The 20,974-nt window shown below is 36.5% G+C and carries 18 protein-coding genes and 1 pseudogene; 10 read left to right on the forward strand and 9 right to left on the reverse strand.

Annotated elements, in window-relative coordinates:
- Positions 1-429 precede the first annotated feature (429 nt).
- The gene (locus ACQH1X_RS06185) at positions 430-1,566 is read right to left on the reverse strand and encodes a cysteine desulfurase family protein (protein WP_425386017.1); all 1,137 of its coding nucleotides are present in this window, start codon (positions 1,564-1,566) and stop codon (positions 430-432) included.
- Between the two features lie 155 nt (positions 1,567-1,721).
- Between ACQH1X_RS06185 and ACQH1X_RS06190 the strand changes: the two genes are divergently transcribed.
- Positions 1,722-2,420: an alpha/beta hydrolase gene (locus ACQH1X_RS06190; RefSeq protein ID WP_425386018.1), complete on the forward strand. Its 699-nt coding sequence runs from the start codon at positions 1,722-1,724 to the stop codon at positions 2,418-2,420.
- A gap of 246 nt (positions 2,421-2,666) precedes the next feature.
- Here the strand turns inward: ACQH1X_RS06190 and ACQH1X_RS06195 are convergent, their stop codons facing one another.
- Both ACQH1X_RS06195 and ACQH1X_RS06200 read right to left on the reverse strand, forming a co-directional pair.
- Positions 2,667-3,341, reverse strand: coding sequence for an ABC transporter ATP-binding protein (locus ACQH1X_RS06195; RefSeq protein ID WP_425386019.1), 675 nt, complete (start codon positions 3,339-3,341; stop codon positions 2,667-2,669).
- Between the two features lie 391 nt (positions 3,342-3,732).
- A complete protein-coding gene (locus tag ACQH1X_RS06200; RefSeq protein WP_425386020.1) occupies positions 3,733-4,194 on the reverse strand; it encodes a HesB/IscA family protein in 462 nt (153 codons plus the stop codon).
- Between the two features lie 47 nt (positions 4,195-4,241).
- Between ACQH1X_RS06200 and ACQH1X_RS06205 the strand changes: the two genes are divergently transcribed.
- Both ACQH1X_RS06205 and ribD read left to right on the forward strand, forming a co-directional pair.
- Positions 4,242-5,432 (forward strand): deoxyguanosinetriphosphate triphosphohydrolase, encoded by a 1,191-nt coding sequence (locus ACQH1X_RS06205; RefSeq protein ID WP_425386021.1) that lies wholly within the window; start codon positions 4,242-4,244, stop codon positions 5,430-5,432.
- Positions 5,433-5,449: 17 nt separating this feature from the next.
- Positions 5,450-6,931 carry a bifunctional diaminohydroxyphosphoribosylaminopyrimidine deaminase/5-amino-6-(5-phosphoribosylamino)uracil reductase RibD gene (gene ribD, locus ACQH1X_RS06210; RefSeq protein ID WP_425386022.1) on the forward strand — a complete coding sequence of 494 codons (1,482 nt, stop codon included), beginning with the start codon at positions 5,450-5,452 and terminating at the stop codon, positions 6,929-6,931.
- 53 nt (positions 6,932-6,984) lie between these two features.
- Here ribD and tnpC read toward each other — a convergent pair whose 3' ends face one another.
- Positions 6,985-8,367 carry an IS66 family transposase gene (gene tnpC, locus ACQH1X_RS06215; RefSeq protein ID WP_425386023.1) on the reverse strand — a complete coding sequence of 461 codons (1,383 nt, stop codon included), beginning with the start codon at positions 8,365-8,367 and terminating at the stop codon, positions 6,985-6,987.
- A 132-nt stretch (positions 8,368-8,499) separates the two neighbouring features.
- Positions 8,500-8,847, reverse strand: coding sequence for a hypothetical protein (locus tag ACQH1X_RS06220; protein WP_425386024.1), 348 nt, complete (start codon positions 8,845-8,847; stop codon positions 8,500-8,502).
- A 199-nt stretch (positions 8,848-9,046) separates the two neighbouring features.
- Between ACQH1X_RS06220 and truB the strand changes: the two are divergent.
- From truB to ltrA, 4 genes and pseudogenes are all read left to right on the forward strand, one after another.
- Positions 9,047-9,732 (forward strand): annotated as a pseudogene (truB, locus tag ACQH1X_RS06225) (tRNA pseudouridine(55) synthase TruB); the annotation flags it as partial.
- A gap of 197 nt (positions 9,733-9,929) precedes the next feature.
- Positions 9,930-10,133 carry a hypothetical protein gene (locus ACQH1X_RS06230; RefSeq protein WP_425385884.1) on the forward strand — a complete coding sequence of 68 codons (204 nt, stop codon included), beginning with the start codon at positions 9,930-9,932 and terminating at the stop codon, positions 10,131-10,133.
- Positions 10,123-10,509 (forward strand): hypothetical protein, encoded by a 387-nt coding sequence (locus ACQH1X_RS06235; RefSeq protein WP_246433168.1) that lies wholly within the window; start codon positions 10,123-10,125, stop codon positions 10,507-10,509. The genes ACQH1X_RS06230 and ACQH1X_RS06235 overlap by 11 nt, the downstream gene beginning before the upstream one ends.
- A 26-nt stretch (positions 10,510-10,535) precedes the next feature.
- The gene (ltrA, locus tag ACQH1X_RS06240; protein WP_425385785.1) at positions 10,536-11,669 is read left to right on the forward strand and encodes a group II intron reverse transcriptase/maturase; all 1,134 of its coding nucleotides are present in this window, start codon (positions 10,536-10,538) and stop codon (positions 11,667-11,669) included.
- Here the strand turns inward: ltrA and ACQH1X_RS06245 are convergent.
- Both ACQH1X_RS06245 and ACQH1X_RS06250 read right to left on the reverse strand, forming a co-directional pair.
- The gene (locus ACQH1X_RS06245; RefSeq protein ID WP_306794344.1) at positions 11,666-12,166 is read right to left on the reverse strand and encodes an IS630 family transposase; all 501 of its coding nucleotides are present in this window, start codon (positions 12,164-12,166) and stop codon (positions 11,666-11,668) included. The genes ltrA and ACQH1X_RS06245 overlap by 4 nt on opposite strands.
- Before the next feature lie 10 nt (positions 12,167-12,176).
- A complete protein-coding gene (locus ACQH1X_RS06250) occupies positions 12,177-12,524 on the reverse strand; it encodes an IS630 transposase-related protein (protein ID WP_425385784.1) in 348 nt (115 codons plus the stop codon).
- Positions 12,525-12,562: 38 nt separating this feature from the next.
- Here ACQH1X_RS06250 and ACQH1X_RS06255 point away from each other — a divergent pair, with 38 nt between their 5' ends.
- Positions 12,563-13,333: a hypothetical protein gene (locus tag ACQH1X_RS06255; protein WP_425386025.1), complete on the forward strand. Its 771-nt coding sequence runs from the start codon at positions 12,563-12,565 to the stop codon at positions 13,331-13,333.
- Between the two features lie 115 nt (positions 13,334-13,448).
- Here the strand turns inward: ACQH1X_RS06255 and ACQH1X_RS06260 are convergent, their stop codons facing one another.
- A complete protein-coding gene (locus ACQH1X_RS06260; protein WP_425386026.1) occupies positions 13,449-14,723 on the reverse strand; it encodes a M16 family metallopeptidase in 1,275 nt (424 codons plus the stop codon).
- A 1-nt stretch (position 14,724) separates the two neighbouring features.
- Positions 14,725-15,333, reverse strand: a complete 609-nt coding sequence (locus ACQH1X_RS06265) for a superoxide dismutase (protein ID WP_265026315.1) — start codon at positions 15,331-15,333, stop codon at positions 14,725-14,727.
- A 1,039-nt stretch (positions 15,334-16,372) separates the two neighbouring features.
- Here ACQH1X_RS06265 and ACQH1X_RS06270 point away from each other — a divergent pair.
- Positions 16,373-17,110: a WD_0702 family putative metalloprotease gene (locus ACQH1X_RS06270; protein ID WP_425386027.1), complete on the forward strand. Its 738-nt coding sequence runs from the start codon at positions 16,373-16,375 to the stop codon at positions 17,108-17,110.
- A 492-nt stretch (positions 17,111-17,602) separates the two neighbouring features.
- Positions 17,603-20,932: a DNA polymerase III subunit alpha gene (gene dnaE, locus ACQH1X_RS06275; RefSeq protein ID WP_425386028.1), complete on the forward strand. Its 3,330-nt coding sequence runs from the start codon at positions 17,603-17,605 to the stop codon at positions 20,930-20,932.
- The last annotated feature ends 42 nt before the right edge of the window (positions 20,933-20,974 follow it).

Consider the following 20,974-nt stretch of genomic DNA (forward strand, 5'->3'; position numbering starts at 1 on the left):
TGGTCATTGTCTATTTTCAGTATTGGCGTTTTTTTAGTCTTAAACACTGCAATTTAGCTGCTTTTAATTGCAACTCACCTTAGTTTAAATGTTTAAGAAATTTACTAAGCAGAAAAAAGGCAAAAGAAATCCCTTGTTAGCTAGTTGTCACTCTCTAATCCTGCAAATTGGCGTACTATACTGTCTTAAACGACTTATAAGCGCGTTTCAGCTTGTGTAGGTAAAAACCTAGAAATACTGTGAAGACATAAGGTGCACATAGTGCAAAAAATTAAAAACAAGACGCCAACTACGTTGTTTTCTTGCTGTTTAATCTGCACAGATGAAGATAACTGAATACCTTCAGTTTCATGATAAGGGGGCTGGCGGAGTTTGTAAAGTAATTTTTTACATTTAATTTATAGCTCCCTGCATGATACCACGTATTATCTATACCAAGGTGTTCTGCTTGTAGATATTATACCAACAATCCACTATTTTTTTTATGTCTTGTGGTTTAGTTTCTGGACCTATGCTGATTCTAATTGAACACTCTGCTTGCTCTTTTGTTGCCCCCATTGCAAGCAAAACATGGGAAGGCTCAACTTTTCCAGAAGAACATGCAGAACCATTACTAACTGCAATATGATTCAAGTCAAAATGCATGAGCTGCACATCACTCTTTACTCCTGGCATATAAATAAAACTTGTGTTTGGCAGCCTCTTAGAGTTTTTACCGAAGATTCTTATGTCACTGGCAAGATTTAATAATTCACACTCTAATTGATCACGTAGCTCCTTTACTTCATCCATTTTGGATAGAAGATCTGGAATATTTTGCAGTGCAGCAGAAAGGCCTGCAATCGCAACAATATTTTCCGTACCACCACGAAATCCCTTCTCTTGTCCACCACCTATTATAATAGGTTCTATCGCAAGTTCTTTATTGAATATTAAAACTCCACTGCCTGCTACACCGCCAAATTTATGGGCGGATAAAGTGAGTAAATCCACTCCTAAATCTTCCATATTAACTTTAATTTTTCCAACACTTTGAGCAGTGTCAGTGTGGCAAATTGCTCCAAATTTGTGTGCTATTTCAGCTATTTCCTTAACAGGCTGAATAACTCCGGTTTCGTTATTTGCCATCATAACTGAAACTATTGCTTTATTTCCTTTAAGTTTGCTTAGAATTTTTTCTAGCTCTAAAAAGTCAACAATGCCCTCCAGATTAACGGGTATTATATATGGATTACATGCAGAATTAAGAATTGAAGGATGCTCTATAGCTGAAATTACATGCAGATAGCCTGCTATTCCTCTCATAACAAGGTTATTCGCTTCGGTTGCACCAGACGTAAAAACTATTTCTTTATCACTTGAGACGCCAATAGCACCACGTACGTTATCTCTTGCCTCCTGAAGAATCTTCCTCGCTTCTTGTCCTCTTTTATGTAGTGATGATGGATTGAGCGTTTGTTTTAACAAGACCTCAAATATACTTTTTTTTACATTTTCACTAATTGGAGCAGTTGCATTGTAATCAGCATATACGCAACCACTATTTTCTAAAGAGAATGGACTCATCTGTCACTTAAATAAGTTTACCATCAACTATAGCCATAACTATGTACGTTAGCTTTAACACGATAAAAAATTTATTGCAAAAACAGCGAAATTAATACATAATTAATAATTCATGTCATCAATACCTGTCAAGCAGGTTTTTATTAGGAGTTACCGTGGTAGAAGTTTTTTTGAATAATGCAACAAGAAAGATAGAAGGTGAATACCACCAAAGCAAAGATGCCAACGCGCCGGTTGTGCTGGTTTTACATCATCACCCTCAATATGGTGGTAATATGGATAGTAAAATTGTACATAGTACATATACGTCTTTTATCGATAACAATTTTTCTGCATTGAAAATTAACTTTCGGGGTGTGGGAAAATCTACTGGAACTTTTGATAAGGGTATAGGAGAGTTAACTGACGCTGCGGTAGCTATTGATTGGCTTCAGGAACATAATTCTAGCAACGTTCCAATTTGGATCGCTGGTTTTTCTTTTGGAGCATGGGTGGCTATGCAGCTAACAATGCGCCGCCCTGAGATAGTGGGTTTTATTGCTCTTTCTCTTCCGGTAACTAAGTACGATTTTTCTTTTCTTTCTCCCTGTCCAGTTTCTGGGCTTATAATACAAAGCAGTAATGATACAATCTCAGAAGAAAGCGATGTAACAGAATTAGCAAAAAGGTTGATAAATTCAGTAAAAAGTGATCACATGAAATACCATATAATAGATGAGACTAATCACTTTCTAAGGGATAAAGAAGAGGAAGTGACTCAAATCGTAGACGATTATATAAAACTGCGCTTGAATAGTGCAACTATTTCTTCTCAAAAGGTCAAAAAAGAGGTAAGGGTAAAAGAATATGCCTAATCTTTACAAACAAGAGAAATGAGTGTAGTAATATAAATGAAAAGGTTTTGTTATGTTTAAAAAGCTATTATTTTTTGTTTTAGCTGTGTTTATGTTATCGGGGTGTTCCCTAAGTAAACAGCGTAAGTTAAAAAGTCCGTGTATAAAAAGCAATGAAAGCATTTCATGCGAGTTGTACTCTGTTAATGATCATTGGTTAGATAAGTATAAGGCATAGGTAGTTTTAAATTGTGCTATTTTTCCTATTCACAACTTCACTAATGATCGATCTCTCAATTGGAAAATGCAGTCTGCCTTTTCTGCAAGGAGATGATTGTGTGTTACTATAAGCATAGAGCTGTTATTTTCCTTTACGTATGAATGTAGCAGTAAAAACACGTTAAAAGAATTTGTTGGATCTAAATTTCCTGTTGGCTCATCTGCAAGTAAAAGCTTTGGGGAATTTACAATGCTTCTTGCAATTGCAACTCTCTGCCTTTCCCCACCCGAAACTTCAGATACCATACTACTTGCTTTGTTTTCCAGACCAAATTTTTCCAACATTGCTTGCGAATTTTTTTTTGCTTCAGCTTTGCTTTTTCCTGCAATGAGTTGAGGAAGCATAATATTTTCCAACACCGATAACTCTTGTAACAAATAGTGAAATTGATAAACAAAACTAAGAAAATTTCTTCTTACATGGGTTTTATGCTTATTACTGGCTTGTGTGCAATTTATTCCATCTATCGTAACTATACCTGAAGTTGGCTTGTCCAACAAGCCTGCAATTTGCAATATAGTTGTTTTCCCTGCACCTGAATCGCCAATCAGCGCTACTACTTGCCCTCTTGTGACACTTAAGTTGATATCCTTTACAACAGCAGAATTGTCCTTGAAGCTTTTATCTACAGAAGTTAGTTCTAGTGCTACATTACCACCCATGTTTAAAAGACCTATAACCATACAAATGTTGTGCTTGCATAGCAAATGATGTTATTCCAGTGCATGACCAGTAAAAAAGAAATAGAAGAATAAACCTCAGTGTCAAGTATACAACTATATGAACGTTGTGACTTGAGAGCACCCTCCACCAGAGAAGGGTGTCATCCCAGTACTCCGACACTGGGATCCAGGAATTTTGATTGGACACTAAGTTGGTGAGCATAAAAGTAGCTAATCCTATGTTAAAACACAACGTTTGTGATGGGATTGCGTAAAAGGCTGGATTCCAGTGTTACGCACTGGAATGACATCATTTACTATGTAACATCGTGTCACATTACAACATCCGTACAGTTATATATCAAGCACTGGAATGACATCAAATTTTTGACTAAACTGAGAAGCTGTTACCACAACCACATTGAGACTTAGCAAACGCATTCTTTATTTGAAAACCAGAACCACTGAGATCCTCAGTATAATCTATAACTGAGTTATTTAAAAATTTTGCTGAACAATTATCAACCATTAATACAGGATTGCCATTTTCATCATTAATTACTATATCTTTACCTTTTTTGCTGAAACTGGAGTGGCTTCTATAGTCCTCGCTTTCTTCATAATCATCATCTTCGTCTTCGTCATCAAACTCATCATCGTAATCATCATCTTCATCATCCAAAGATAGATTTTTATTCATTTGATCCATAAGAAAATTGTATTTGAAACCAGAACATCCACCACCTGAAACTGCAACCCGCAAAACGGAACTCTTATCCCCTTCCTCCTCTGCAAGAGAGTGGATTTTTTTTAGTGCATTATCAGTTAAGTTGATGTTGTAATTTGTTGACATAGTAACCACCGTTTATTATTGATAACTTATTATAGTAGAAATTTTACATGTCAAACAATAATTTTCTATTAAATTATGCATGCTTTCCAAGCAAAACAAAAGGGAGATACTTCAAAGAGCCAGAAGATGAAAATCGCAGCTGCTTTCAGCGTGATAGGGATCGCATTGTTCACTCTAATGCGTTTAGGAAATTGGGATACAAAACACAAGTTTTTATCAATTACGAGCACGATTACTATCGTACTCGGCTGACTCATAGCCTTGAAGTTGCACAAATTGCAAGATCCATCGCACGCAGGCTCAGCTTAGATGAGGACATCACTGAATGCATAGCGCTTGCACATGACCTTGGTCATCCCCCATTTGGTCACACAGGTGAGGATGCTCTAAAGAAATCAGTTCAAGTTAATAATGAGAAGTATGAGTTTGATCATAATGTTCAAGCTATAAGGATTTTAACTTACCTCGAACAAAAACACGCTGACTTTGATGGTATGAATCTAAGTTGGGAGGTGGTTGAAGGGGTTGCAAAACATAACGGTCCCTTGCTTGGTCAAAACGCGGAGTCTTCTACAAATAATCAGCTGTTATTAGAATATAATGAAAAATATGATCTAAAACTTGGAGAATTTTCAAGCATTGAGGCGCAAGTTGCCTCAATTGCCGATGATATTGCTTACAGTGTTCACGATCTTGATGATGCACTCAGGGCAAATTTAGTAACCATCGAAGATTTGCTGAATGTCCCTTTAATTGGAAAGGTGTTTAAAGACGTAAGGAGCGGATATTCAGAATTGCCTCAGAGCAAACTCATACATGAATCACTGAGTGGAACTATAGGAACTATGATAAGCGATGTTGTTTCTCAGACTGAAAGAAATATTGAAGATCACAAAATAAAAAGCGTAGAAGACGTAAGAAGTCTAAATAAAATGCTAGTCACATTTTCACCAGAAGTTGCGAATGCTACAAAAGAAATGAAAAGATTCAACATGGAGAAAATATACAGAAGCTATAAACTGAGTAGAACGATGAACAAAGCAAAACGCATAATACAGGAACTTTTTCAATGTTTTTATGAAAACCCAGGATTACTTCCCACAGAGTGGAGCAAACTCGCTTGTGAATCTCAGCGTTCAGTAATAATATGTGACTATATCTCAGGTATGACAGATAGATTTGCCATACACGAGCACAGAAGAATTTTTGATACCTCATACGAAATGACTTCTTTCTAATGACTGATGATCATTTCATGTCAATTGCATTAAGACTTGCAGAAAAAAATCTTGGAAATGTTGCACCAAATCCTGCTGTCGGGTGTGTTATTGTAAAGGATGGTACAATTATTAGTGAGGGATATACAGGGATCGGTGGGCGTCCGCATGCGGAGGTAGTCGCTTTGCAAAACGCGAAAGGTTCAACTCAAGATGCAACTATGTATATCACGCTCGAGCCATGTTGCCACTTTGGAGTTACAGAACCTTGCACCGCAGGAATTATAAGAGCTGGAATAAAAAGGGTAGTAATTGCAACTATTGACCCAGATAGTAGAGTTTTAGGTGGAGGCATTAAAGCTCTAAAAGAAGCAGGAATTGAGATTGAGCAAGGTATTATGCAAAAAGAGGCAGAAGAACTGAATGTTGGTTTTTTCACCACTAAAGAATTACATAGACCATTTATAGCTTGCAAAATCGCAACAACTCTTGACGGAAAAATTGCAACATTTACAGGCGATAGCAAATGGATAACAAGTGAGGATACAAGAAATTGGGTGCATGAGCTCAGAGCAAAATATGACGCAATTATGATCGGCAGCAATACTCTTATTAATGACGATCCACTCTTAACTTGCAGATTACCAGAACTCGGAAGTAGATCGCCAATAAGGCTAATTATAGATAGCCAAGCAAAATTGAAGGAAGAGCACAATATTGCAAAGACTGCAGATAAAGTAACAACTTGGGTGATTACAAACAGAGAAATAGAGAGAAAAATAAAAAACATTAATTATTTGATAGTTAATACACCTCCTGTCATCCCAGTGCCCAGACACATAGCTGTTGTTCGCGGAGGCAGTGTGTTAGCCGGTTTTGCCTCAAACACAAAGGTGTCATTCCAGTGCCTTGACTACTTGGATCCAGGAAAATTGATTGTGCACTATACAACATTTTCGATCAAAAAACTGGATTCCAGTGTCAAGCACTGGAATGACACCACCGGCAAATTGCAATGTTCGTATAATTATGTGCCCGGACACTGGAATCTAGAAAAAACATGGATTCCAACGTCAAGTGCTCAACTGTACGAATGCTGTAATATAAGAGCGATTTTTACCAAGAAGGGTGTCATCCCAGTGCCCAGACACTGGGATCCAGAAAACTTCAAGCAATTGCATAATGAAAACTGGATTCCAGCGTCACGCGCTGGAATGACATCAGAACCTGATGTTATCGGCAAAGTCTGCCTAAAAAACATGGCATCAAAACTTGTTTCAGAAATTGGTATAACAAGATTATTAGTTGAAGGTGGAGGAGTGTTAATCACAGAACTATTAAAGTGTAATTTAATCGACAGGTTAATAATCTGCCGCAGTGGTAAAATTCTAGGCAACGATGCCATTTCTTTTGTAGGAAATTTAGGAATTCAATCTATTAACAAATGTTACCAGTTCAAAAAAACAGAGATAATAGACTTTGATGAGGATATAGTTGAGATATGGGATAGATTATTGTAACCTTTACATATTCAAATAAAAGAAGAAAAAAAGTATCCGTTCAGGAGAGTGGTTTAAGAAACAATAGATAGAAGGTTTTGGAAAGGATTGAGACCCATTTGTTTCCATGTTAAGTATAACGAAATTATCCGTTCAAGGAATGCATTTCCCCGCTTCGATTGGGTAAAATATGAATTTTTGCGATAAACGACATAATGCCGAATTTGCCGTTCAGCGTAGTTATTTGTCAGCGGAATATTTTCTAGATCATCTAAAAAATTCCACATCATTCTTTCAGATTTCAAAATATTTTTTGCAACTCGAGAAGCTCCAATTGCTTCAGGTAAACGGGATATTTCCTTCAAGTAATACCTTGTACGTTTTCGCAACTTTCTGGCACGTCTGGTAAATCTAAAAACATCTATCTCATTTTTTAGCAAAGCCTTTTTTAGTGCAAATAATTCAGTAGCTACATTTCTTAAGTAACAGCCGAGAACTTTGACTTCAATATTCCAACTATGTGCTAATCTTTCAAAATCCCTTGATAAGTGTGCCCAACAAATTTGCCTTTTTTCATCAGCAAAGTAGTTGTATGCCGCATACCTGTCAGTTACTACCAAACTATTACGATTGCAGCATACACTATTTTTTAAAACTTTCATTCCCCTTGACTCTGTCAACTTTACAAAACTTGCCGTATTGCTTGCAAACATCCAACACCAAGCGAGTTTACCTTTATTATAATGGCTCGTTTCATCAATATGTAAAACTTTACTTCTACTTATCTCTTGTTCGATTTGCTCATATGTTTTTTCGCATTTTGATGCAACTCTATTTTCACTGTTTGATATGCTACCAACACTTATGTTCAAATTAAAAATGTCATTTATAATGCTTGCTACTTCACGTTTTGAGTTTTTGTAAAATCCGCTGAGTGCTGCAATTATCGATTTAACTTTTGGACCAAATGTATCTGATGTAACACTTTCTGGTAATTTGCTGCTTCTTCTTTTTTCGCACTTCCGACAACGGCCATGCTCTAGCTGATACTCTACTACATACGGCTTAATTTCCTGCAGATCAACTTTCTGATGAATATATGGTTTTTCACATACTGCAATCTTCCCTCCGCATTCGCAAGTATTAGGCAACTCTATCTTTATCACCTCATCTGCATCCACTTTAGCGCGATAATTACCTTTGTGTCCGATCTGACCACCAATATTTCTTTCGCTTTTTGGCTTGTCCTTTTTTATTTTGTATAGCTCTTTTGAGCTGGGCAGGGATGAGTTTTTTGAATTTAAACCGAGCCTTTCCTTTAACTCAGCGTTCTCTATCCCTAAAGCCTTGTTCTCTGCTTTTAAACTTTCATTCTCTCTTTCCAGCCTTTCTATTTTTGCTTCTAACTTTTCTATTTTTTGCTGTAAATTTTTGCAAAGTTCTAAAAGGTTTACCACATTACCTCACTTTTGCTCTATGATTATCTTTTTAGATCACCTTGTCTACCTTATTCTGCCACTCCGCTGAACGGATACGAAAAAAAGAGGTAGAAATGGCTCCACCTCTAGTCATGTTAATTTATTAAGCTGTTATTCTTTAAATGCTGCTTTAACATCCGCAGTAACAACATTAGGATCTACTAAGAGAGTAGGTAAAATTTCTTTAACTTTTCCTTTCAAATCATCGTCAGAAAGTACTTTACCTGGAGTACCATCTTTACCGTCCACGCCGTCTTTACCCTTAGCTCCCTCCATTGCATTCATTTGCTGATATGAAGAATAAGCTTGTGCAGCAAAATATACAGCAACACAAGAAACTATTGCTGCTATTATCCAAGGTTTAGCAAGAAACGCTAAAGGAAGCGTTGCACCTTTCGCAGCAGCATAAATAGCTGTCGCTGCTAATGCTACGAATGCAATTGCAAATCCTGCTTGCATGGTTGTTTTTGTTATATGTGCAGTATTTTCCCACTTCAATATGTTTTTATAGTCATAATAGTCCTCTTAAAGTAAGGTTAATAAGAGGATTAAGTATGTGTTAATAGATGCACGTTGGTCAAGCTATTTTTTACATTATTATTTAAAGTATATATTTCAAGCTGCTTTCTAAACTGTTACCAATTGTATATAATTAACTATGAAACATGGTTGGCTGAATCTCGATAAACCAATAGGAATTAGTTCTGCACAAGCTGTAACCCAAGTTAAAAAGATTTTTGGAATTAAGAAAGCTGGTCATCTGGGAACACTTGATCCTTTAGCTTCAGGTGTGTTGCCAATTGCTCTTGGCGAAGCAACAAAAACTGTACCGTATTTATCTTGTGACTTAAAGGCATACGATTTTACAATAAAATGGGGTGAACAAAGAACAACGGATGATTTGGGTGGTGATATTATTAGAACTAGCACTATAGAACCTCAATATAGTCAAATAAATTGTGCAATTAAAAATTTTATTGGTGAGATCAAGCAGACTCCTCCTCAATTTTCAGCAATAAAAATCAAGGGAGCAAGGGCGTATAAATTGGCAAGAAGTGGGCAAAAGGTGAATATAAAGCCCGACAAGTCAAAATACATGAACTGAAATTGATATCTGTGGATACCATAAATAATAGTGCAAATTTTTCTATGATGTGCGGTAGTGGTGTACATGTGAGATCAATTGCTCGTGATCTTGGAATTGCATTAAATTGTTTTGGACACATTACAAAATTAAGAAGAACTATGGTAGGTGACTTTAGAGAAAATGAATCAGTGACAATTGAGCAACTTATTGAAAAAACTCGCTTTTTGGTGTCATCCCAGCGCGTGACGCTGGAATCCAGAAAAAAAGAACCAGTGTCAGCTACTCAGATGACACCCTTCCCTGGTGGACTCAAATCACAATGTCCGTACACTCAATGGCGTCAACTTAAGGAAAAATATAAGCGATAGTGTGTAAAATTTCTCTCTAAATTTTTTATCATAAAATTATCCAAAGAGTAAAAAAAAACGCTGTTGTTTCTATAAAAAAGTTTAAAATGTGTCCTTTCTATAAGGAGACATGCAGAAAGGAAAAAATCTTATTTTACAAATTAAAAATACAATATACTCAAAAACTTTTCAGAAGATCCATAGGAGGGTTTGCTAATGGTGCGCCAAGAAGTGCTTGGAGAACAGTTGGTGAAAATCCAACACAAACAAAGTCTAGCCAACAGTTTGGAACAGACCACTATGTTGCATGAGGTAACGAGTGTAATAGAGCTAGTGGGATGGACAATGCAGGGTACAACGAAAGTGAAGGGATTGAGTTCCGAAATACCTGAAGACATAGAGGTCGACATTTTCATGGCCATGGAAGACAGCATGAAGGATAACGTAAAGGCAAGTTATCACTCACTCTATCGGGATCTGAGACCGTGCCATGTATTGAAATGGACTTCAAGTGAACTTGGGAGATCCTATGCATTCCTACAAAGGTACGCTGGAACAAGTCAACAAAGGCAAGAACTAGCGGAAGATGCAGGGGAAGTCGGACTGATTGATAGTACTCAGAATGTGGGAAAGCCACGTACAAGGGGAAGCGATCAGCAATATAGTAACTGGAATAGGGATTGCTAGGCCAATACAACGGAGGTTGGAATAACATGCAAAATAAACTAAACCAGATAGCAGTAAGAGCAAAGCAAGATAAGCGACTAAAATTCACATCGTTAGTCCATCTGATAAATACAGAGAATCTTGCGAGATGTTATAAAGAACTGAAGCGTAACAAGGCTTGTGGAGTAGACCAGATAACAGTGGAATCATACGGAGAAAATCTGAATGAGAAACTCGAAGTGCTAGTAGAAAGTATGAAGAGGAAGCAATATCAACCACAACCAGTAAAGAGGGTATATATACCGAAAGCTGGAAGTAAAGAGAAACGCGGACTCGGAATACCATCGACCGAGGATAAATTAGTACAGATTATGCTGAAGAAGATATTAGAAAATATTTACGAGGCAAACTTTCTGGACAGCTCATATGGATTTCGACCTGGAAGAAACTGTCATCAAGCGGTAAATGCACTAGATAAAGCAGTTATGTACAAGCCAATAAACTACATTGTAGAAGTGGATATCAAGAAGTTCTACGATAATATACAGCATAAATGGCTAATGAGATGTCTAAGGGAACGAATAACTGACCCAAATTTGCTGTGGTTAGTAAAGCGGTTTCTCAAGGCAGGGATAGTCGAAGCTGGAAATTATGAAGCAACAAAACAAGGTACACCCCAAGGTGGTATAGTAAGTCCTGTATTAGCAAATATATACTTACATTATGTGTTGGATTTATGGATAGAAAAGAAATTTAAACCAAGATCCAGAGGATATATACAACTAATAAGGTTTTGCGACGATTTTGTGGTTTGTTGCGAAAGTAAGGTAGACGCGGAAGAATTTCTGGAATTACTGAAACAAAGGCTAAATAAATTTGGGTTGGAAGTATCTGAAAACAAGACCAGAGTAGTAAAGTTTGGCAAGAGGGAGTGGCAACAAGCGATAAGAGAGAAACGAAGGACGGAAAGTTTCAATTTTCTGGGGTTTACGCACTATGGTGCAAAAAGTCGTCGTGGTAGATTAATAATGGGACATAAAACCTCAAAGTTAAATCTAGCCAGAAAACTAAAAGAAATCAAGGAGTGGTTGAAAATAGTCCGCGGAAGTATTCGACTTAAAGATTGGTGGCAAGTACTGAAGGCTAAATTAACAGGACACTATAACTATAGTATTTTCTAAAATGAATGATAAATTTCCATTATGGTATTACCAACCAAAAGTTGTAAGTCTGTACATTTATACATTAGAGGTCTGAGGCGGCTTTTGATGGTATGCCAACAGTGTTCTATGGGATTCAAATCTGGTGAATATGTTGGAAGATACAGCACATGACAGCCAAAAGACTCTATTAATGATTTTGTTTTAGTGGTCTTATGAAATGTAGCATTATCCATAACTATGGTTGTGCCAAGTGGCAATTTAGGTAATAACATCTTCTCCAACCATATATTGAATACCTCTTTGTCACACCCACCTTTGAAAGTCATTGGTGCAATAAATCTCATTCCAATCCACCCGGCTACTATACTGATTCTCTCTCGAGTTCTCCCTGGAATATCTGCATAAATTTTCTTTCCTCTTGGAGCACGTCCATATTCTCGGTATAATTTATTATCAACTCCTGCTTCATCTATATATAAGATGCTGGAATGGTCTATTTTTGAGATTTTATCAATAAACTGCTGCCTATCTTCTTGATTGCGCTCTTGATATAGTGTGACTTTTTTTTAAAGTAATTTTTAGCTGTTTTAGTCTATACCAAATTGAATTTATTCCAAATCCAAGATTTTGTTTCATCTCTGCCAGAGTATGATCTGGATTCTTTGTAACATATTCTTCGAGTATTTTTGGGTCTATTTTTCGAATAAAGCTGCCGTTTTTAGATGGCTTGAGGCTTTCACCAGCAGCTTTCTTTTTTAACCAGCGGTACAAAGTTGCTATTCCTATCTCCAGAAGCTCTGCCACCTCAACCTTCTTCTTCCCTTTTCCTATCATCGATATTGCCTTTTCTCTTAAATCCACACTATACGCCATTATAACCCAAATACCTTATTATACCTTTATCATTTACTTTGGGAAATACTATAGGTAAAAAATACGCACATACTGAAACCATCTCCTTATCAAAGGCATTTGATACAATCAGAGATTTTTTTCAAGATTGTGGTCAAAAAATAATAAATACTATTCATAGATTACTAAAGAAGGAAGTAATAACAGGAGTTAAAGAGCAAGGCTATGATGTGAATAGTGAAAAAGGTAAAAGTGAAATTACGATTTATGGTAATAAATTGGTAGATATTGACAAAATAAAAACGGATTTTATTGATACCTCTCTAATTCGAATAATGGAATTGGGTGAGGAGAAAATCAAAGATCTTAACAATAATTATAAAGGTGATCAGCTAGGGCGAGAGATATCGAAATTATTGAACGCTGGTTCGCAAAAGGAAAATATAAACTCAAACTATAATGATGGAGAGCCTACACATCAAACCGCTCAAGAAGCACGGAACTATCCTCCGCAAAAGAAAGACATAAACTCAAACTCTGTGAGAGGAAACTATAATGATGGGAAGCCTATATTTCAGACTCGTGAAGAGGCATCGAACTATCCTCCGCAAAAGAAAGACATAAACTCAAACTCTGTGAGAGGAAACTATAATGGTGGAGAGTCTATATTTCAGACCGTTCAAGAAGCACGGAACTATCATCGGCAAAAGAAAGGTATAGACTCAAACCCTGTAAGCAAAAAACCACTTGCACCACCAGTACCTCCTAAAAATTATACGGAAAAAGTTACGCAAAATAGAAATAATAATATTATTGAAAGAGGAGGTTGAAGATTCGTATAATTTCTTGCATATCCGGTTCATGGCACATTGTTTCAACTTACACTTCTTTAATCACTGTGCTAAATTATATTGTAAAGCAGCCAAATCAATATAATAGAATGCGCTAAGCTTTAAGCATAGAAACCACTTTATCGTAACTTGGCAGTGACTTAATTTCTCCAATTGCAGCTAGAGTGGCTTTTTCATGCTGAGATAATAATTCTTCTGCTGCTTTTTTTACGTTAGCAGTGGTAACTGCACTAATTTTTTCTATTAATTCATTTTTACTGATGTACCTATTATAGTTACCGTAGTAGTGCCCCAATGTTTCAGCACGTGAGCTCACACTTTCGCGTGACATTAAAATTTGGGATTTTACCCGCTCTTTCACTCTATTTACTTCTTCTTCCTTCAGATCATCTGTAGACAACTTCTTCAACTCTGTCATTATAGATTTTAAAAGCTTATCTAAGTTACTACTGTCTGTACCAGCAAAAATGGAAAACATCCCTGTATCAGTGTAGCTGGAATTAAATGAATAAACAGAGTAAGCTAATCCCTGCTTTTCCCTTACTTCCTGGAACAGACGTGATGACATTCCGCTCCCTAATATAGAATCAAGCACTTGAAACGTGTGATATTTATCGTCATAACGAGAAACGCTAGGTAGACCAATTAGCAAGTGCACCTGATCTAATTTACGATGTTCTAAATACTCACCACCAGTGTAGCTCGTCGCATTTTGGCTTTTTTTTAGCTTTTTAGAATGAATCTTTGAGAGAAAATCTTTGGTTAATGCAACAACTTCTTCATGTTCAACATTTCCTGCAACGGCAAATAGCATATTCTCGCCAAAGTAATGCTCATTTATGTAGTTATTTAGATCTTCTCGAGTAAAAGATTTTACAGTATCTTGCGTGCCTAAGATTGACCTGCCGAAAGGTTGATCTTCATAAGCTGCCTCAAAATATTTATCGAAAACAATGTCACTTGGTGAATCATTAGTTTGAAAAATCTCTTGTATTACAACGCCCTTCTCACGTTCCAATTCATCTTCTGGAAATGTTGAATTCATCAATATATCTATTAATATATCAATACCAGTTTTGATGTCCTTCTTGAGAACTTTTGCATAATAGGTGGTGCTTTCCCTACCAGTGCTGGCGTTGAAAACCCCACCTATGTCGTCAAAAGCTTTTGCAATTTCAAACGCAGTTCTTGTCTTCGTTCCTTTGAAAGCCATGTGTTCTAGAAAATGGGATATTCCATTTTGATTTGCACTTTCCGCTCTACTGCCAACACCAACTCGTATACTTAAAGCTACAGAGTCAACATCACGCACCTGCTCAGTTATTATGCGCAGACCATTATCTAATTTCGTTACCTGAGGTGTATTCATCTTATGTATTCTTTTTTAAATTTTCTTCTGCAAAATCCCAATTAATCAAATGGTCAAGGAAAACTTTTATGTAGTCAATTCTACGATTTTGACAATCTAAATAGTATGCGTGCTCCCACACATCCATAGTGAGTAATGGCACTTGACCATAAGTTAATGGCAAATCTGCATTTGGAGTTTTGGTGATTTTGAGCTTTCCTTTTTCAAGCACTAACCACACCCATCCACTACCAAACTGGCTTACTCCATAATTGGAGAATTCTTCATAAAATTTATCAAAGCCACCGATATCGTCCTGAATTTTTTTTGCTAAAAGACTACTATCTTTAGGCTTACCACCACCATTTTTTTTCATTGAGTTCCAATAAAAAGTGTGGTTCCAAACTTGTGCTGCGTTATTAAATATAGGCAAGTTGTCACTATTACCATGCACTTTTGTTATTAATTCCTCAATTTTCACATGTTGATAATCTGTATTTTCAACTAGCTCGTTGAGTTTATTTAAATATCCTTTATGGTGCTTATCATAATGAAAATCTAAGGTTTTTGCAGATATGTAAGGCTCCAAAGCTGTTTTACCGTATGGTAATTCAGGTAAAGTAAAATTCATTCAACCTCCTCAATTTCTAACCTACTGCGATGTTAGAGCAATATATGCTTTTGTGCAACATATAATTAATAGCTAAAACACTTAGGTATCTATTGCATTATTCTAAATTATACTACAATGATGATTATTATATAAGCCATAGAAACGGATTAAATACAAAAACTTGCTTGACACCCTTCGCCAGTCCCCTTATCATGAAACTGAAGCTATTTTATTTAACTTCGCAATCTCTGCAGCAGATTAAAATGACAAGAAAACTTGTATTTGGCGTACTATTGTTTAATTTTTTGCACTATGTGCACCGTATGTCTTTATCAAATTTCTAGGTTTTTACCTACATAAGCTGAAACGCGCTTATAAAGCGTTCAAGACATCACCCAACGTCAAATTTTAAAATAGAGAGTGTAATAACTAGCTACCACGGGTTTTCTTTGCCTTTTTTTTCTGCCTAGTAAATTTCTTAAACATTTATAGCTAAGGTTAGTTGCATTTAAAAGCAGCTAAATTGCAGTGTTTAAGACTTAAAAAACGCCAAGACTGAAAATAGACAATGACTAGGGCTTCTTTTGCCTTTTTTTTTCATTTGGTAAATTTCTTAAATATTTATAGCTAACATGAAGCTAAGTACGAACTTTGTTAAACACAACAAATGGTGTCATCCCAGTGCCCAGACACTGGGATCCAGGAAAGTTTGCTTGTGAGCAAGCAAACTAGCATAGAAAGTGGTTACAACGTTTTCGATGAGATTGCAGAAAGGCTGGATCCCAGTGTCAAGCACTGGGATGACACCACCACAGAGTGAACCGGTGTCAGCTACTTGAATTTGCCACCTGCTAATTACAATGTTCGTACAGCTTTGTGTCAAGCACTGGGATGACAGCTAGCCTGATAACCGTCATCCCGCTGTTTGTTAGCGGATGAGATACCGCGGCGGTATGACGGTTATCAGTAAACATGAATTACTTTAGCCATGCAATCAGGCTCCCTAAAAACACTTTATAGCTCTTGAGTATAAAAAAAATTCCTTTAAATAATAGATATGCTAATCAGGAATTTAATAAAACAAGCGACTAAAGTAGGAAGCAGTGAAAATGTAATACGATATATTGAGTATCTCTATCAATTTGAGAAGTTTAGAAACACATTAAACCTCACTTTATCGCTAATAAAGCAAAATAGGCTCTCATTTGAAATATACCAAGAGGGATTAGTGGATATGGAAGAAGGGGTGTGTAAGACAATCAGGTCTTCCAGTGTAAATAAATATGTTATTGTACTGAGGAAGTCAAATCCATACATTATAGTGCACGAACTTTCACATATGGTTGAAAATGAACTGAACTTAAGTTTGGAACAGGAATTTCTCCATAAAGTTTATCAAGATGTCGAGCAGAACCTAAAGCAAGCAAATATTCTTGTGCAGAAAATTATCGGCCAAGTTATATTTAAGGAGATACAGGCTTATCAAACTGCAAAATCACGTGCATCTGAATTATTTGCACGCTATTTTGAGCTATTTGCTTGGGCGCAGGAGGTTTACCCTAAAGACAAAGAATACTTAATCCGCACTCAAGACCTAAACAAAGTGTTCCTTGCTACTGACCAATGGAAAAAGAGCTACCTGGATCCACAAATAATGGAGAGAATAGATAAGGAAATCAAGGAATACAGCAATAAAACTGCCACTAAAGACGTAACCAAAGTGCAAAGCAGTTGGACTAACAAATTTTCTCCTGGAGGCAAAAAAATTAGCTCTATATTTGGAGATGATGATTAGCTTAGTATAGCTAGTGCAGGCCAGACGTCATACCGCCGCGGCGCTAACAAGCAGCGGGATGACGGTTGTCGTTTAGCCATAAATATTTAAGAAATTTACCAAACGAAAAAAAAGGCAAAAGAAACCCCGTGGTAATTAGTGTTCACTCTCTAATCCTTCAAATTGGCGTACTATACTGTCTTAAACGACTTATAAGCGCGTTTCAGCTTATATGGGTAAAAACCCAGAAATATTGTGAAGACATAAGGTGCACATAGTGCAAAAAATTAAAAATAAGACGCCAACCACGTTGTTTTTTTACTGTTTAATCTGCACAGATGAAGATAACTGAATACCTTCAGTTTTATGATAAGGGAGCTGGCGGAGTTCGTCAAGTAAGTTTTTTGTATTTTAACCTTAGATTTGAGAAATCTTATAGGCTTTTGTTCTCATGAAAATTATGTTCTCATGAGTAAATTAATGTTATCCTTTTTTGTTGATCTAAAGTTTTTTATGTTCATACACTTACGTGTTCATAGTGTTTATTCGCTGCTTGAAAGCTCGGTTAAAATTGAGGAGCTGATCGGCCTTTGTTTGCGAAATAAAATGCCAGCGGTTGCAATTACTGATTCAGGCAACTTGTTTGGCTCGCTCGAGTTTTCAGAATATGCAGCAAGTAGGGGAATACAGCTAATAATAGGATGCAATATTATAGTTAAACATTCAGAACAAAATTTACCTATATTATTGCTTGCAAAAAATGAGCAAGGGTACACTAATTTAGTCACTTTGGTGAGTGAGTCTTTTAGAAAGCGCAAGAATAACAGCGATATTCCTTACGTTGATTTTGATGAGCTATTGAATTTAAGTACGGGTCTGATCGCTTTAACCGGTGGATGTTTGGCTCAATTATTGTTGGGGCAAGATAAAGAAACGGTTGAAAAACTGCTTTTAGCATTCAATGGTCATTTATATGTTGAATTGCAGCGTCATGGATTGAATAAAGAGCTAGAGCTTGAAGAAGCTTTGATAGACTTTGCTTATCAGCGCAATATACCACTGGTTGCAACGAACGATGTGTTTTTTCCAAATAGGTCTGACTATGAAGCTTGTGACATATTAACGTGCATATCGGAGGGGAGTTATGCCCTGGAGAATAACAGAAAGAAGTTAACTACCGAGCATTACTTCAAATCTGTGGCAGAAATGGAGGAGCTGTTTAGCGACATTCCCGAAGCAATTCATAACACTTTAGTGATAGCTAAGCGGTGCTCTTACATGCCAAGAAGCAGGCAGCCTATTTTGCCTAAATTTCCTTGTAGAGAAAATAAAACTGAGAATGAAGAACTGAGGGAGCAGGCAGTTGCAGGATTAGAATTCCGCATTGCGAATGAGACAGACATAGACCTTAAACAATACTACGATCGGCTGAATTACGAACTAAGCGTAATAACTTCGATGAACTACGCTGGCTACTTTTTGATAGTTTCTGATTTCATTCGTTGGAGCAAAGTAAATGGCATTCCAGTTGGTCCAGGAAGAGGCTCTGGTGCTGGATCAATTGTTGCTTGGGGCTTACAGATTACAGACCTTGATCCAATAAAGTTTGGCCTAATATTTGAAAGATTTTTGAATCCTGATCGTGTATCGATGCCTGACTTTGATATTGATTTTTGCCAGGAAAAAAGAGACCTGGTTATTGATTATGTTCAGAAAAAGTACGGTTATGTCGCTCAAATAATCACTTTTGGAAAATTGCAGGCAAGGGCAGTATTGCGTGATGTTGGGAGGGTATTACAAATGCCTTACTCTCAAGTGGATAAAATATCTAAAATGGTTCCATTTAATCCAGTAAATCCTGTAACTTTATCACAAGCGATAGAGTTCGATCAAAACCTGCAGAAAGAACGGGATAGTGATGAGGTAATTGCAAAGCTTCTTGATATATCTCTTAAGCTTGAAGGAATATATCGTCACGTTTCAACTCATGCTGCTGGAATTGTAATATGTGATCAAAAGTTGGAAAATTTTGTTCCTGTGTATTATGATCCAAATTCGGCTCTGCCAATCACTCAATACAGCATGAAATATGTGGAGAAAGCTGGGCTAATAAAATTTGATTTTCTTGGACTTGGTACGCTAACGCTAATAGATCATGTGTGTCGTTTAATTAATCGTGATGAAAAAAAGATCGATATTTCTTCAGTTTCTTTGAATGATCAAAAAACCTATGAGATGCTCTCTAGCGGTGATTCAATTGGAGTGTTCCAGCTTGAAAGTTCGGGAATGAGAGAAGCTTTAATCAAGTTAAAACCAGACTGCATCGAGGACATCATCGCTTTAATCTCTCTTTATCGTCCAGGACCTATGGATAACATTCCAACTTATGTTGCAAGAAAACATGGACTTGAAAAGCCAGATTATATTCATCCATTACTTGAGGGAATATTAAAAGAAACGTTTGGGGTAATAATCTACCAAGAACAGGTGATGGAAATAGCGCGTATTCTCTCTGGATATAGTCTCACAGAAGCAGATTTGCTAAGACGTGCCATGGGTAAGAAAATTAAGGAAGAGATGGATAAACAACGTACACTTTTCGTCCAAGGGGCAACGAAGAATGGCGTTGATTATGACAGGGCAAGTTATATCTTTGACCTTGTTGCAAAATTTGCTGGTTATGGGTTCAATAAATCTCATGCTGCAGCATATGCGGTTATATCTTATCAAACGGCTTACCTTAAAGCTAATTATCCATTAGAATTTTTTACAGCACTAATGAATCTGAATATTGATGATAGAGATAAACTGAATTTATTTTATCATGCAGCAAAGTTTAGTGGCGTTACCGTTCTTCCACCTGATATAAACAAATCTAAAGCTGAATTCTCAATAGAGAACGAACGCATACGTTATGGTATTGCTGCCTTGAGGAATGTTGGTTTTTCTATAGCGGAGGGAATAGTGAACGTACGTTCAAGCGCTTGTAAGGACATATGGGAATTCATTCAAAATTCAGGTCATATAATAAATAAGAGAGCGCTAGAAAGCCTGATTAAATCCGGAGCATTCGATAGCGTGCATAAGAACAGAAAGCAGCTATATGAGTCAATGGACACACTGATTTACTTTGCAAATAAAAACAAACAGGATAGAGAATCAAGTCAAGCTGCTTTGTTTGGTAGTCTTGATGTCCTCAAACCGAAATTTGAGAATGTGGAAGATTTTGATGAAGAGGAAAAATTAGAGCATGAGTTATTTTCACTAGGATTTTATTTAACTAATCATCCACTTGAAAAATTTAGAACTCTTCTGGAAAAGTTAAATATTGGGTTTATCGGAGAAAATAGAACAGCAAAAACTGCTGGGGTAATATTAAATGCACGTATGAGAACCTCAGAGCGTGGAAGGTTTGTTATACTCACACTTTCTGATCCCCATAACGTTTCTGAAATAGCATTCTATAATAATGAAATAATAGAAGAAAAAAGAGATTTATTTTCACCAGGAACATTTGTGATAATTGATCTTGAAGCTTCGGAAAATACGACAAGATTAGCAGGCAAGGATATATCTGAGTTTACAAAAAGAATCACTTCTACAATAAAAGAATTAGTTCTCACCACTGAGTGCACGGATTCGCAAAAAGCCGCTATGGAATTAAACACAATATTGAAAGATGAAGGCAGAACCAAAATAATGCTAAAACTTCTTCTCGAAAAACATAAAGTGAGCATCTTATTACCAGGTGCATACTCAATTGCTCCTCAAGTTGTTTATGAAATATCTAACTTAAGCTGGATTAAAGGCGTAGAAATTAATACAAATAACTTGCTTATATAAAAAAGCTTTATATAATGAAATATTTAATCGGTATTAAAGGAA

Origin of the sequence: Wolbachia endosymbiont (group A) of Barypeithes pellucidus (genome assembly GCF_964030885.1) — a bacterium.
Taxonomy (GTDB): domain Bacteria; phylum Pseudomonadota; class Alphaproteobacteria; order Rickettsiales; family Anaplasmataceae; genus Wolbachia.